General features: G+C 73.8%; 11 protein-coding genes. 6 read left to right on the top strand and 5 right to left on the bottom strand.

Translation table 11 applies throughout. The features are described from left to right. Positions 1 to 5 precede the first annotated feature (5 nt). Positions 6 to 251 (bottom strand): DUF1918 domain-containing protein, encoded by a 246-nt coding sequence (locus tag F7Q99_RS34345; protein ID WP_153469141.1) that lies wholly within the window; start codon positions 249 to 251, stop codon positions 6 to 8. A gap of 318 nt (positions 252 to 569) precedes the next feature. Here F7Q99_RS34345 and F7Q99_RS34340 point away from each other — a divergent pair, with 318 nt between their 5' ends. Next, positions 570 to 1181, top strand: coding sequence for an Rv1733c family protein (locus F7Q99_RS34340; RefSeq protein ID WP_153469138.1), 612 nt, complete (start codon positions 570 to 572; stop codon positions 1179 to 1181). Between the two features lie 37 nt (positions 1182 to 1218). On the opposite strand, the gene F7Q99_RS34335 is transcribed toward F7Q99_RS34340, so the two are convergent. Next, positions 1219 to 3579, bottom strand: a complete 2361-nt coding sequence (locus F7Q99_RS34335; protein WP_153469135.1) for a glycoside hydrolase family 65 protein — start codon at positions 3577 to 3579, stop codon at positions 1219 to 1221. A 256-nt stretch (positions 3580 to 3835) separates the two neighbouring features. Here F7Q99_RS34335 and F7Q99_RS34330 point away from each other — a divergent pair, with 256 nt between their 5' ends. Together F7Q99_RS34330 and F7Q99_RS43470 are read left to right on the top strand one after the other, a co-directional pair. Further along, a complete protein-coding gene (locus F7Q99_RS34330) occupies positions 3836 to 6559 on the top strand; it encodes a bifunctional acetate--CoA ligase family protein/GNAT family N-acetyltransferase (protein ID WP_153469132.1) in 2724 nt (907 codons plus the stop codon). Between the two features lie 5 nt (positions 6560 to 6564). Further along, complete coding sequence (locus F7Q99_RS43470; protein WP_153469129.1) at positions 6565 to 7281, top strand: CBS domain-containing protein; 717 nt, start codon at positions 6565 to 6567, stop codon at positions 7279 to 7281. A gap of 2 nt (positions 7282 to 7283) precedes the next feature. Here the strand turns inward: F7Q99_RS43470 and F7Q99_RS34320 are convergent, their stop codons facing one another. Then, a complete protein-coding gene (locus tag F7Q99_RS34320) occupies positions 7284 to 8708 on the bottom strand; it encodes an MBL fold metallo-hydrolase RNA specificity domain-containing protein (RefSeq protein ID WP_153469126.1) in 1425 nt (474 codons plus the stop codon). Between the two features lie 161 nt (positions 8709 to 8869). Here F7Q99_RS34320 and F7Q99_RS34315 point away from each other — a divergent pair, with 161 nt between their 5' ends. The 3 genes from F7Q99_RS34315 (at position 8870) to F7Q99_RS34305 (ending at position 10892) form a co-directional block, all read left to right on the top strand. Beyond that, positions 8870 to 9565, top strand: coding sequence for a CBS domain-containing protein (locus F7Q99_RS34315; RefSeq protein WP_153469123.1), 696 nt, complete (start codon positions 8870 to 8872; stop codon positions 9563 to 9565). Positions 9566 to 9575: 10 nt separating this feature from the next. Then, positions 9576 to 10178 (top strand): CBS domain-containing protein, encoded by a 603-nt coding sequence (locus F7Q99_RS34310; protein ID WP_153469120.1) that lies wholly within the window; start codon positions 9576 to 9578, stop codon positions 10176 to 10178. Positions 10179 to 10301: 123 nt separating this feature from the next. Then, complete coding sequence (locus tag F7Q99_RS34305) at positions 10302 to 10892, top strand: pyridoxamine 5'-phosphate oxidase family protein (RefSeq protein WP_153469118.1); 591 nt, start codon at positions 10302 to 10304, stop codon at positions 10890 to 10892. 402 nt (positions 10893 to 11294) lie between these two features. Here the strand turns inward: F7Q99_RS34305 and F7Q99_RS34300 are convergent, their stop codons facing one another. Together F7Q99_RS34300 and F7Q99_RS34295 are read right to left on the bottom strand one after the other, a co-directional pair. After that, positions 11295 to 11993 (bottom strand): response regulator, encoded by a 699-nt coding sequence (locus F7Q99_RS34300; RefSeq protein ID WP_153469115.1) that lies wholly within the window; start codon positions 11991 to 11993, stop codon positions 11295 to 11297. A 79-nt stretch (positions 11994 to 12072) separates the two neighbouring features. Further along, on the bottom strand, positions 12073 to 12753 hold the full coding sequence (locus F7Q99_RS34295; RefSeq protein WP_153469112.1) for an Rv1733c family protein: 681 nt from the start codon (positions 12751 to 12753) through the stop codon (positions 12073 to 12075). Positions 12754 to 12989 lie beyond the last annotated feature (236 nt).

Genomic DNA, 12989 nt, shown 5'->3' with positions numbered 1-12989 from the left:
GTCCGTCAGTCGGCGAAGAGGTGCGGGTTCGGCGGGACGGTCACGGCGGCGTCTTCGTCCTTGTGGTGGTAGTGGTGGATCCGGGTGTCGGGACCGGGGAAGTACTCGGTCACCCGGTCGTTGTCCGACCAGCGCACGTCGTACGGCGGACTGCCGTCAGGGTGGTGCAGGCCGACGATCTCGCCGTCCCTGCGCGCCGCGCCCGGCCGGGTGCCCTGGACGATGATGCGGTCTCCGACGGCGGCTTTCATGCCGTCCTCCCTGGGTCGGTGTGGGGCCGGGGCGCGCTCGGCCGCCCGTACTTCCATGTCACCACCGGCCTGCCCGTGCCGCAGGGGCCGGACGGTCCCGGCTACAGGGCCCGCCGGCCCCTGCGCGCAGCGCGGCCGGAGGTTGTGCTCGGGAGAGCGGGCGCAGCGGAAAGCTCGCGCCTCGCGGAGGACGAGTGACCGTGACGAGGGCCCTCGGGACCTGACACCGGGGCCGACCGGCCCTCGGACGGCGGAAGCGGGCTCGCAATACTGAGCCGTGACAGCAGATGGCCGTCCCGGCACGGAGGAGGGCGCGTCATGTCCGCCGTAGCCACCAGACAGAGGCACCCGTCCTCGCACACGTCCCTGCGACAGCACGTCCGCCGGGCCGCCGGCCGGGACCGCAATCCGCTCTGCCGCCCGCTCGACCGGGCGTACAGCCGTCTGGTGTCCGGGCTGGCGCTGACGATCCTCGCCGCATTCGTTGTGGCGACGGTCGCGGCGCTGGTCATGTACCGCGCGGAGACCCACAGCGCGCAGCAGACCACCCGGCACCGGCACACCGTCACCGCCCTGACGACGGGTTCGGCGGTATCGGATGACGCCCGGTCGGGCAGCGCGTGGGCGCATGCCCGCTGGACGTACCCGGCCGGTCCCGGCGCCGGCAGCATCCAGGTCCCGGAGGGCACGCTCGTCGGGACGGCCGTCCCGGTCGGGCTGAACGACGCCGGGTACCCGGTCGGCGCACCCAAGGGGACCGAGGAGATCCTCTCCGACGCCGTCCTGGTGGGCCTCGGCACGGTCGCAGTACTCGGGCTGGGCGCGGAGGGCGCCTTCGCGCTGCGCCGCCACCAGCTGGACCGGCGGGCCGAGGCGGGCTGGGAGTCCGCTTGGGAGCAGGTGGAACCGCGCTGGTCCGGACGCCGGTGAGGGAGTAGACGCCGGTGAGGGAGTGCGGGCGACGGCCTCAGAGGTGGAAGCGGCGGGTCTCGCCGGGCCGGATCACCGCCTGCGTGCCGCGCAGGCGGATCCGGACCGGCTCCTGGCGGTCCTCGCGCAGGCTCACCGTGGCCGTCCGCCGGTCGACGGCGATGACGAGGCCCCAGTGGCCCCGGTAGCGCAGGTCCAGTTCGAGCCGGCCGAGGGCGGACGGCAGGTGAGGGTCGAGCCAGAGGGCGTCCTCGCGGATCTCCAGGCCGGTGTAGCAGCGCTGCAGCAGGTCGACCGCGCCCGCCATGGCGCCCAGGTGGACGCCCTCCGCCGTGGTGCCGCGCTGGCTGTCCAGGAGGTCGGCGACCAGGGCGTCGCGGAAGTGCCGCCAGGAGGCGCGGCGGTCGGAGCGGGTGAGCACCCAGGCGTGCACTACGGAGCTGAGCGTCGAGCCGTGGACGGTGCGCCGCAGGTAGTAGCCGGTGGTGCGGCGGAGCAGTTCGTGGCCGGCGGGGTGGCCGAGTCGGCGCAGCAGGTCGCGGACCTCGCGGGCGGAGAAGAGGAACCAGAGCATCAGCGCGTCGGCCTGCTTGGACGCCTTGTAGCGGTTGACCGTGTCGCCCTCGGCCTCCAGGATCCGGTCGAGCCGGCGCAGGTCGGGGTAGCGGCGCCGGTAGGCCTCCCAGTCGAGTTCGGCGAGCCGCTCGTAGCCGGCGAACTGGCTGAGCACGCCCTCGTGGAAGGGGACGTGCAGGTGCCGGCCGACCTCCTGCCAGCGGTCCAGCTCACAGTCGTCGAGGGCGAGGCGCTCGCGCAGCTCGTCGCGGCGGTAGCCGGGCAGGACGTCCAGGGCGTCCTGGGCGCGGGCCAGCACCCAGGACGCCAGGACGTTGGTGTACGCGTTGTCGTCGAGGCCCGGCCGGTCCGCCCAGGGGTAGGCGTCGTGGTACTCGTCGGGGCCGAGCACGCCGCGGATCGACCAGCGCCCGCGGCTCCGGTCGTAGGCGGCGGCGGAGGACCAGAACCGGGCGATCTCCAGCAGCGTCTCGGCGCCGGCCGTGGCGAGGAAGTCCCGGTCCCCGGTGGCCTGGTAGTACTGCCAGATGTTGTAGGCGACCGCCGAGCCGACGTGCCGCTGGAGGTGGGTGTGGTCGGGCAGCCAGCGGCCGGACAGCGGGTTGAGGTGCAGGTACTGGGACTCCTCCCGGCCGTCGCTCGCGCTCTGCCACGGGTACATCGCGCCGTGCATCCCGATCTCGTGGGCCTGCCGGCGGGCGGCGTCGAGGCGGCGGTGGCGGTAACGGAGGACGGCGCGGGCGAGTTCGGGGAAACGGAGGTTGAGCAGCCGCAGGACGAACAGCTCGTCCCAGAACACGTGGCCCCGGTACGCCTCGCCGTGCAGTCCGCGGGCCGGGATGCCGACGTCCAGGTCGACGGAGTGCTCGGAGTAGGTCTGGAGCAGGTGGAAGAGGTTCAGGTGCAGCGGGCCGGTGCCCTCGAAGTCGGCGTCGATCCGGCAGCGGCGCCACAACTCCGTCCAGCGCAGGGCGTGTTCGGCGAGCAGCTCTTCGAAGCGCCCGGCCTCGGCGGCGAGCAGGAGGGAGGCGCGCAGCGGGGTTTCGATCGCCGGGTCGCGGGAGGTGTGCAGCGCGACCGTCTTCTCCACCGTGACGGGCTCGCCGCGTTCGGCGTCCACGGTGAGGAGGTGGGCCACCCAGCCCTCGCGGCACTCGGTCGTCACTTCCGCCCGGTCCGTACTCGTCCGGGCGCAAAGGGCGATCCGCAGCGGCGAGTTGGCCGCATCGGCTTCCAGTTGGAGCAGCCCCGCCTCGTCCACGCCCTGGCCGGCCGGGACGAGGTGGCGCTCGGTCAGTCCTCGGTAGCGGGAGACTCCGGTGTTGGCGACGCCGCCGTCCAGGCCGGAGCGGACCTCCAGCGGGCCGGACCAGTTCTCCGGGGTGAAAGTGCTCTCCAGGGCGAGCAGATGCGGCCGGGCCTGGCTGGCGAGGCGGCGCTGGACCAGTCGGGTCCGCCGTCCCCGGTCGTCGACCACGAGGGCGGTGCGGGTCAGCACACCTCGGCGCAGGTCCAGCTCCAGGGTCTGCTCGGTGGGCGGGCCGGTGAACCAGGTGCCGCCGGCCGGGCGGAACGTCAGGGGCAGCCAGTTCGGGCAGTTGATCAGGTCCTCGTTGGTGACGACCCGCCCCGCGACCGTCGACTCCGCCCGGTCGTAGCAGCCGGCCAGGTACGTCCCCGGGTAGTGGACGCCGTCGGCGACCGCCTCGGGCGCGGCCCCCCGGCTGACCACGTAACCGTTGCCGACCGCGCACAGTGCCTCCCGCAGCCTCTCCTCGTCGGGGTCGAAGCCCTGGTAGCGGAGGGTCCACGGGTCTGGCATGTCGGGATATCCGGATGCTTCGTCCGCTGCCACCTCGTGACCTCCGTGCCGACCGGCCTGACTCCAGTCTGCGCACCGCGCCGCCGGGCCGCTCGCCGCCATCCGCCGGCTCTATGCGGGGGCGGGGCGGCGCGGCCTTCGTCCTGGGGGCGGGTACCCCCATCGGCGGTGCGGGCGGGGCCGGTCGGCCCTCCCCTCGTGAACGACGGGGTCGGAGGCTGGAGGAGCAGAACGGCGACGGCCGAGGAGTTGCGCCATGTCCACCGTCCACCCGCCGCAGACCACCGCCGAGGCCCTGCTGGCCGACGGCACCACGATCGGGATCCGGCCGCTCGGCCCGCAGGACCACCAGGCGGTCCTGGACCTCCACACCGAGGGGATGTCCGAGGCGAGCCGCCGGATGCGGTTCTTCGGGGTCAGTCGCAACGCGCCGGGACAGGCCGCCGACCGACTCTGCGGGCCTCCGAGGACCGGGCTGCTGGCGCTCGGCGCCTGGGCGGGGGAGGAACTGGTCGGCGAGGCGGACTGCGAACGACTGGAGGACCCGCCGGAGACGGCGGAGCTGGCGCTGGCGGTGGCCGACCGGTGGCACCACCGGGGCGTGGCCACCCTGCTGCTGGAACACCTCGTGCACACCGCCCGGGCCGTCGGCATCCGTTTCTTCGAGGCCGACACCCTGAGCGGCAACCGGGCCGTCCACCGGGTCTTCGCCGACCTCGGCCTGCCCGTCCAGCGCCGCTTCGCACAGGGCGAGGTCAGGATCCGGGTGCCGCTGGACGAGGCGGACGAGCGCTACCGCACGGCGGTGGACGAACGAGGGCGTCGCGCCGACGTGGCCAGCCTGGCGGCGCTGCTGCGTCCGGCCTCGGTCGCGGTGGTCGGGGCATCCCGCCGGGAGGGGTCGGTCGGGCGGACCGTCCTCGGGAAGATCCGGCGGGGCGGCTTCACCGGCGCGGTCTGGGCGGTCAACCCGCGGGCCGAGGAGATCGACGGCGAGCCCGCCTACCCGTCCGTCGCCGCGCTGCCCGCCGTGCCGGACCTCGCCGTGCTGGCCGTCCCGGCCGCGGCGGTGGGGGAGGTAGCCGAGGAGTGCGGCGACGCCGGGGTCCGGGCGCTGGTGGTACTCACCTCCGGGCTCGGCCCGCAGGACGCACGGCGACTGATGCGCGCCTGCCGCCGGCACAGCATGCGCCTGGTCGGCCCGAACAGCCTCGGCCTGGCCCAGGCCGATCCCGCCGTCCGGCTGGACGCCGAGTTCGGCGGGGCGTTCCCGAAACCCGGGACCGCCGGGGTCGCCGTCCAGAGCGGCGGCGTCGGGATCGCCCTGCTGGAACGGCTGACCTGGCTGGGCGTCGGGGTGTCGAGCTTCGTCTCGCTCGGCGACAAGTACGACGTCAGCGGCGACGACCTGCTCCAGTGGTGGGAGGCGGACGGCCGCACCGATCTCGCTCTGCTCCACCTGGAGTCCTTCGGCAACCCGCGCGCCTTCGCCCGCACCGCCCGCCGCGTCACCCGCACGATCCCGGTGCTCACCGTCGACGCCGGGCGCTCGACCGCCGGCCGCCGCGGCGCCGCCTCGCACACCGCGGCCGCCGCCACCCGCACCGTCACCCGGGAGGCGCTGTTCCGGCAGGCGGGCATCACGGCGACCCACAGCATCGACGAACTCGTCGAGGCCGCCGCGCTGTTGCACGCCCAGCCGCTGCCGGCTCCGCGCGGCGCGGTCGCCGTGGTGTCCAACGCCGGCGGCATCGGCATCCTGGCCGCGGACGCCTGCGCGGAAGCCGGCTTGGTGCTGCCCGAACTCCCGCAGCGCCTGGCGGCGTTGCTCCCAGACGGAGCCTCCATACGAAACCCGGTGGACACCACGGCAGCCGTGCGCCCCGCCGAACTGGCCCGCTTCCTACAGGCGTTGGAGGGTGAACCAGCCGTCGACGCCGTCCTGGTGTGCCTGGTGCCGACGGCGCTCTGCGCCACCCCGGAACAGGATCCGCTGCGCGCCCTGCTGGACGGCCCGGCCGGCCGCCGCGTCCCGGTCGCCGCCGTGCTGCTCGACCAGCAGGTGCCCGTCCGCTACCTCACCTGCGCCGACGGCGGCGCGCTTCCGGTCTACTCGGACACCGTCGCCGCCGCCCGCGCCCTCGGCCACGCCCAGGACCGCGCCCGCTGGCTCGCCGAGCCTCTGTCCGTACCGGCCGACGCCCCGGACTGCGACCGGCGCACCGCCCGCAGCCTGGTGGACGGCTACCTCACCGCCCATCCCGAGGGCGGCTGGCTCGACCCGCTGTCCACCGCCGACCTGCTGGAGGGCTACGGCCTGCCGCTGACCACGTCCGTGTGGGCCCGCGACGAACACATGACGGTCGTCACCGCCGCCGGGCTGCGCAGGCTCGGGCACGAGGGAAAGGTGGCTCTGAAGGCGTACTGGCCCGGCCAGGTGCACAAGAGCGCGGTGGGCGCCGTCCGCACGGGCCTCGCCACGGACGCCGAAGTGCGCTCCGCCTACCGCGAGTTCACCCGGCGCTTCGGCACGGAACTGGCCGGAGCGGTGGTCCAGCCGATGGCCGCGCCCGGGCTGGAACTGCTGGCCGGCGTGGTCCAGGACCGGGTCTTCGGCCCGCTCGTCGTCCTCGGCCTGGGCGGCACCGCCACCGAGGTCCTGGCCGACCGGGTGGCCCGGCTCGCCCCGCTGAGCGAGCGCGACCTGACCACGATGGTTGCCGAACTCCGCAGCGCACCACTGCTGTTCGGGCACAATGGCGGTCCGGCCGTCGACCTGGCCGCCGTGCGGTCCGTCCTCGCCCGGCTGTCCCGGCTCGCCGACGACTTCCCCGAGCTCGCCGAGGCCGACCTCAACCCCGTCATCGTCCGGCCCGACGGCGCGGTCTGCGTGGACGCCCGGGTCCGCCTCGAACCGCGTCCCTCCTTCGACCCCTACCTGCGACGGCTCCGGCGCCCGGCGGCCGCCGAGGGGAAGTGAACACGGTGAAGCACAGCATCCTCGACGGCACGGCGGCCGACACATTCCCGGCGTCCGAGCCCGACCGGGCCCCCGGCCGCATCCGGGTCCGCGACTGCATGAGCTTCCCCCAGCCTTCGGCCGGGAGGCGCCCCCACCCAGCAGTCGCCGTCACCCCCGGCACCGACTTCGCCACCGTCGCCGCCGTACTGAGCGCCTCGCGGCGCGGCATCGTGCCCGTGGTGTCGGTGGACGGCACGGTCACCGGCGTGGTCGCCGCCTCCGACCTCCTCGCCGCCTATGCCGAGGAGGACACCAAGGGCGAACTGCTCGCCCGCGACCTCATGGCCACCCCAGCCGTCACCGTCACGGAGGACACGAGCGTCACCGAGGCGGTGGCCCTGGTGACCGAGCACTCCCTGCACCACCTGCCCGTCGTGGACGGCGATGGTCGGCTGACGGGCCTGCTCTCCTCGCACGATCTGCTCGACGCGCTGCGCCGCGAGGACGAGGCGATCCGCTCCGAGGCGCTGGCGCTCGCCCTGACTCCCGGAAGCGCCGTTTTCCCCGGCTCGCTGCACGTCCGCTGCGAACGCGGAGTGGTCTCGGTGAGCGGCCGCACCCGCACCCGCAGTGACGCCGCCGCCCTCTGCCTCCAGATCGCCCGCATCGACGGCCTCACCGGCCTCGCCGACCACCTCACCTGGGACCTCGACGACACCGAGCCACCGTCACCTGCCTGACGTCAGCGGATCAGCACCCGCTCGCCCGAGCGCGGGACCACGGCCGTCCAGCCGAGTTCGCGGTCGATCCGGTCGCGCAGCGCCTGGGAGCCCTCCGGCTCGCCGTGGACGAGGTAGACCGCACTCGGCGGCGGGGCCGCACGGAGCCAGTCGATGATCTCGGCGGCGTCGGCGTGCGCGGAGAAGGCGGGGACGTTGACGACCTCGGCCCGCACCGGCACGTACGTCCCGTACATCTTCAGCGTGCGGGCGCCGTCCACCAGATCCCGGGCGCGGGTGCCCTCGGCGGCGTAACCGACCACGACGACGGTGTTGCGGGCGTCGGGGAGCAGGCGGCGCAGGTGGTGGACGACGCGGCCGCCGGTGGCCATGCCGGAGGCGGAGACGATGACGGCGGGGCTGTGGGCACGGTCGAGGGCGAGTGAGTCCTGGAGCGAGTGGATCAGCGTGAACGGTTCCGGGTCGAGGGCGGTCGGGCCCTGAGCGAGGACGTCGGGGCGCAGCTGGTCGGAGGCGGTGGCGAAGGCCTCCCGGTAGATCTGGAGGGTGGCGAGCGCCATCGGGCTGTCCACGTACACGGGCACGTTGGCGGGCAGCCGGCCTGTCCGGCGCAGCTCGGTCAGCTGGTGCAGGACGACCTCGGTGCGATCGACGGCGAAGGAGGGGATGACGACGGTGCCGCCGCGGGCGAGGGTACGTTCCAGCGCACGGGCGAACCACTCGCGGGCGGCCGTCTCCTCGTGGTGCCGGTGGCCGTACGTGGACTCCATGAGCAGCACGTCGGCGCCGGTGAACGGCTCGGGCGGGCGCAGCAGCGGGTGGACGGGGCGACCGAGGTCGCCGCTGGCGGCGATGGTGCGGCCGTCCTCAAGTACCACGTGGGCCCAGGCGGAGCCGAGGATGTGTCCGGCGCGGTGCAGCCGGAGGACGATGCCGGCGGTGATCTCGACGTCGGTGTCCAGCGGGACGGGGTCGAACATCCGCAGCGTGTTCTCGACGTCCTCGTCGTCGTAGAGAGGCTGGGCGGGCCGGTGTTTGGACCAGCCGTGCTCGTTGGCGTGGTCCGCCTCCTCGCGCAGCAGGTGGGCGCTGTCGCGCAGGATCAGCTCGGCGATCCGGGCGGTGTCGGGGGTGGTGAGCACCGGCCCGCGGAAGCCGTCGCGGACCAGCCGGGGCAGGTAGCCGCAGTGGTCGAGGTGTGCGTGGGTGAGCACGACGGCCCGGACGTCGGCGGGGTCGAGCGGCAACGGGCGGCGGTTGCGGCGGCGCAGCTCGGCCAGGCCCTGGAACAGGCCGCAGTCGATCATCAGGCGGGCGTGGTCCGTCTCGACCAGGAACTTGCTGCCGGTGACGGTGCCCACGCCGCCCAGGAAGGTCAGCAGGCCCGGTCGGGGCTGCGGTCGGGGCTCGCCGGTGTCCGTCGTCATGGCCGCCTCCAGCACGGGTCGAGGTCCCTCCCATCGTCGCGCCGCCCGGCCGCGCTGTCCTGGGCCGGACCGGCCCAGGCGGTAGGGACCGTCCGGCCCTGTCCGGCGGCCTCCGGTGGTCGGACAGTAAAGACGGGACCATCCGAGGAGGAGTGAGGACGATGCAGCACCGCAGCGTCAATGACGTGATGACCCGTGAGGTCGTCACCGCCCGGCCCGACACGCCGTTCAAGGAGATCGCGGCGCTGTTCCACCGCAACGACATCACCGCCATCCCGGTGATCGACGACCAGGGCCGGCCGCTCGGCATGGTCTCGGAGGCCGATCTGCTCCGCAAGGAGGCCGTCCTGCCCGACCCGGAGGGCCGCTTCCCGGGACGCTGGCTGGACGCCAAGGACCGTGCCCGTGCCGAGGCCGAGACCGCCGGGGGGCTGATGACCAGCCCCGCCGTCACCGCCCGCCCGGGCTGGTCGGTGCCCGAGGCCGCCCGCGCCATGGACAAGCACAAGGTCAAGCGGCTGCCCGTGGTCGACGAGATCGGCCGCGTGGTCGGCATCGTCAGCCGGCGGGACCTGCTCCAGGTCTTCCTGCGCCACGACGCGGCCATCCGGGACGAGATCAACCACGACGTGCTCGGCCAGACCCTCTGGCTCGCTCCCGGCGACGTTCAGGTGGCGGTGACCGAGGGCGTGGTCACGCTGGAGGGGCGGTTGCCCCGTCGCAGCCTGATCCCGATCACCGAGCAGCTGTGCCGCGCCGTGGACGGCGTGGTAGCCGTCCACCACACCCTCGACTGGGCCGAGGACGACACCAGCCCGGACCTGGAACACCCCCGCGCCTACCGCGCGGCATCGTAGGAGGCCAGCCATGACCCGCACACCGAGCACCGTCGGCGACGTCATGACCCACGCGGTGGTGGCGGTCGGCCGCGACGCGGACTTCCGTGAGATCGCCGAGACCCTGCAACGCTGGCAGGTCAGCGCGGTGCCCGTGCTGACCGGCGACGGCCGGGTCATCGGCGTGGTCTCCGAGGCCGACCTGCTCACCGCCCGGGACCGGGACGGCGAGCGGGCCGAAGCCCTGACGGCCGGGCGGATGATGTCCGTCCCGGCGGTCACCGTGCACCCCGGCAGCCCGATCAACGAGGCCGCCCGGGCGATGGCCCGCGGGCACCTCAAGCGGCTTCCGGTCGTGGACGAGGAGGACTACCTGGTGGGCATCGTCAGCCGGGGCGACCTCCTCAAGGTCTATCTGGAGGACGACCGCGAGCTCGCCGATCGGGTCCGCTTCGAACTGACCGCCACCCTCGGCCCGGCGGCGCCGGTGGGCATCGACGTGCGGTCCACGGACGGACGCATCACCCTGTCCGGCGACCTGCCCGACGCCGTCACCGCGCCCGTCCTGGAGCGGCTGGTGCGGTCCGTGCCGGGCGTGGTGGGCGTCGAACTCCGCCTCACGGCCCCGGCCTGACAGGGGCGTGAACGTGCTCGATGACGTGAGGAGGAAGGTGCACCATGACGGACCGCTTTCGACCCCGGCGACATCGCCCGCCGCGTCGTCCAGCGCCGTGACCATCTCGGCCTGAGCGACCAGATGCTGGCCCACCGGGCGGCCATGGCGCCGGCCTACCTGCGCCAACTCCTGCGGGCCGGACCGGAGTTCGACCCGCCGGGGTTCGTCCGGATTGCCGCCGTGCTCGGGATGGCCTGGCCGGAGTTGCTGTCGGGTCGGCGCCCCGATGCCACACCGGGGCAGGCGGAACCAGAGCAGACGGAGCCCGGCCCGCGCCCGATGCTGCTCCACCTCACCGAGCCGCAGTGCTGGGAGCTGATCGGCACCCACGGTGTCGGCCGGGTCGGTCTCCCCGTCCAGCCGGGGCCGTTGGTGCTCCCGGTCAACTACGCGGTGGACGCCGGAACGGTCGTCTACCGCACGGCTCCCGGGGGCGCCGCAGCCCCGTCCGAGGGCTCGCCGGTCTCCTTCCAGGTGGATCACATCGATGAACGTCGGAGCCGTGGCTGGAGCGTCCTCATCCTCGGCGAGGCCCACCACGTCGACGACCTGGACGAGGAGCAGCGACTCTCGGCGCTGCCCGGCACGACACCATGGGCCGGTGGCTCCCGGCCACTGTGGGTGCGGGTCCGGCCCGACGAGGTCACCGGCCGCCGGATCGCTACGGCGTGAAGGTTTCTTGGTGAGACTGGCCAAGCGCTCGGACCACTGCCGAGGCTGAGCTCCAGCCAGCGATATGTCGGCTCATCGCCGAAGAGTGTGGACTTGGCCGGCCGGTCCGGTATGCGGCTGTCCTCATTTGGGGCGCTGTCGATCCACAAGGCCTTGTGCTGGATAGCAGGGTGGCGGTGGTCGGCGGGGCTCCATGCCCAGCTGAACTGGCCACGGGGGGATATCTCCCTCCGCTTCAGCCGGACCCGAGCAGGGGCGGTGCAGCGGCCTTTCGCCCGCCTCGAACCGCGTCGGCGACGGCTCGGGCGGAAAGGTCGGAGGGCCACCGCCCGCAGGCGGTGGCCCTCCGGCATGCTCGCAGTCGGTGCGTGCCGTCGCGCTTTCGGCACGCGCGAGTGCCGGTCAGACGGTCCTGCGGGCCGCCGGGTTGTCCTGGCCCGATAGTACCTGGGTGGCGATCACGGCGGCCTGGACTCGGCGTTCCACGCCGAGTTTGGCGAGCAGGCGGGAGATGTGGTTCTTGACGGTCTTCTCGGCGAGATAGAGCCGCTGGCCGATCTGCCGGTTGGTCAGGCCCTCGCCGACCAGGGCGAGGATTTCCCGCTCGCGGTCGGTGAGGTGCGGGCCGTCGGACGGCTGCTGAGCGGCCTCGCCGCGCAGTCTGGCCATCAGCCGGGTGGCGGCACCGGGGTCGAGCATGGACTGGCCGGAGGCCACGGTGCGGACCGCCGAGACGAGGTCGGTGCCGCTGATCTGCTTGAGGACGTAGCCGGCGGCGCCGGCCATGATCGAGTCGAGCAGCGCCTCCTCGTCGTCGAAGGACGTGAGGATCAGGCAGGCCAACTCGGGCATCCGGGACCGCAGTTCGCGGCAGACCGTCACGCCGTCGCCGTCGGGCAGCCGCATGTCCAGGACCGCGACGTCCGGCCTGAGCGCCGGCACGCGGGCGAGCGCCTGCGCCACGGTGGAGGCCTCGCCGACCACCGTGAAGCCGGGCTCCGCGTCCAGCAGGTCGTGCACGCCTCGTCGTACGACCTCGTGATCGTCCAGGAGGAACACCTTCACCGGGTCGCCCGCGCCCGCCGCCGCGTCGTCCGCCATCACCGCTCCGTGCTCATGGCCGTACAGATCTCATCGCAGTGTGCCGGATGCCGGGTGGGGCCAGTGGGGTCCGACGGCCCTATTGACGAGGGTCGTTGGGATGGTTCGTCGGGGCGTCGTGCGGGCGCCCCGTTCGGTTGTCGCGGTGGGCGCGACCGCTCCAGAACGGCTCCAACAGCGTCCAGGAGTGCTGCCAGGCCTGGTCGGCCCGGCGGTCCAGGGCATTCAGGCGGATGCCGAGCCCGGCGCCGAGGACAGCGACGAGGCTGCCGAGGGTGAACAGCCCCAGGCAGGCCGCGTCGGCGACGATCTCGGCGGTTTTGGGTGGGGGCGGCGCGAATCGGCTGGTGTCGTCGACCAGGATGCCGACGGTCGTACCAGGGGTGGTGCCACGCGGAACCGTGACGGTGCCCGTGTTGTTCGGGCCGCCGGGCCCGGCCCAGACGGCACCGGCCTCGTACCGCTTCTTGCCGGTGTCGCTGTCGGTCCGCCGCTGGGCCGGGGTGAGCACGACCGCCTGGACCCGGTGCAGGTGGGCGGCCCTCACGGAGACCCGGTGCCGGACGGTGGAGAAGTCGGCTGCCGCGGCGCCGGCGCTCCCGAGTACGGCCAGCCCGATGCCGAGCACGGTCAACAGCGCGGCGCGGCTGCGTGAGCGGTCGACCGGGCGGATCAACGGGTTGTGATCCTTCCCGAGCGCCTGCCGCAGGTGGCGGCGGAAGGACTGGACCCGACCGGCGGGCCCGGAAACGGCGGTCATGCCTGTACTCCTTCGTCAACGGTTCGGTGGGCGGAGCCCGCGGGTGCCCGGCGGGAAACGATCGCCGCTCGGCTGCCCCACCACTGTGCCCCCGGTCCTCGTCCGGGCCCAGGGACCGACGGAACCCACCGGTGGGCCAGTGGTCCCGACAGGGCGGGGACGCCGGCCGCGAGCGGGTGCGCTGCGCCGAACGCCAGCCGCCCCGCCCCGCCTCGCCCTGCCGGAGCCGAGCAGGA

This window comes from Streptomyces kaniharaensis, assembly GCF_009569385.1.
In the GTDB taxonomy this organism is placed as follows: Bacteria; Actinomycetota; Actinomycetes; order Streptomycetales; family Streptomycetaceae; genus Kitasatospora; species Kitasatospora kaniharaensis.
Note: the sequence above shows the minus strand (reverse complement) of the source record. Positions and strands in the feature narration are given on the sequence as shown.

Excerpts from the sequence above, each read along its gene's own strand:
- F7Q99_RS34345 (WP_153469141.1), bottom strand. The coding sequence starts at position 251 with ATGAAAGCCGCCGTCGGAGACCGCATCATCGTCCAGGGCACCCGGCCG.
- F7Q99_RS34340 (WP_153469138.1), top strand. The coding sequence starts at position 570 with ATGTCCGCCGTAGCCACCAGACAGAGGCACCCGTCCTCGCACACGTCC.
- F7Q99_RS34335 (WP_153469135.1), bottom strand. The coding sequence starts at position 3,579 with ATGCCAGACCCGTGGACCCTCCGCTACCAGGGCTTCGACCCCGACGAG.
- F7Q99_RS34330 (WP_153469132.1), top strand. The coding sequence starts at position 3,836 with ATGTCCACCGTCCACCCGCCGCAGACCACCGCCGAGGCCCTGCTGGCC.
- F7Q99_RS34320 (WP_153469126.1), bottom strand. The coding sequence starts at position 8,708 with ATGACGACGGACACCGGCGAGCCCCGACCGCAGCCCCGACCGGGCCTG.
- F7Q99_RS34315 (WP_153469123.1), top strand. The coding sequence starts at position 8,870 with ATGCAGCACCGCAGCGTCAATGACGTGATGACCCGTGAGGTCGTCACC.
- F7Q99_RS34310 (WP_153469120.1), top strand. The coding sequence starts at position 9,576 with ATGACCCGCACACCGAGCACCGTCGGCGACGTCATGACCCACGCGGTG.
- F7Q99_RS34305 (WP_153469118.1), top strand. The coding sequence starts at position 10,302 with ATGCTGGCCCACCGGGCGGCCATGGCGCCGGCCTACCTGCGCCAACTC.
- F7Q99_RS34300 (WP_153469115.1), bottom strand. The coding sequence starts at position 11,993 with ATGGCGGACGACGCGGCGGCGGGCGCGGGCGACCCGGTGAAGGTGTTC.
- F7Q99_RS34295 (WP_153469112.1), bottom strand. The coding sequence starts at position 12,753 with ATGACCGCCGTTTCCGGGCCCGCCGGTCGGGTCCAGTCCTTCCGCCGC.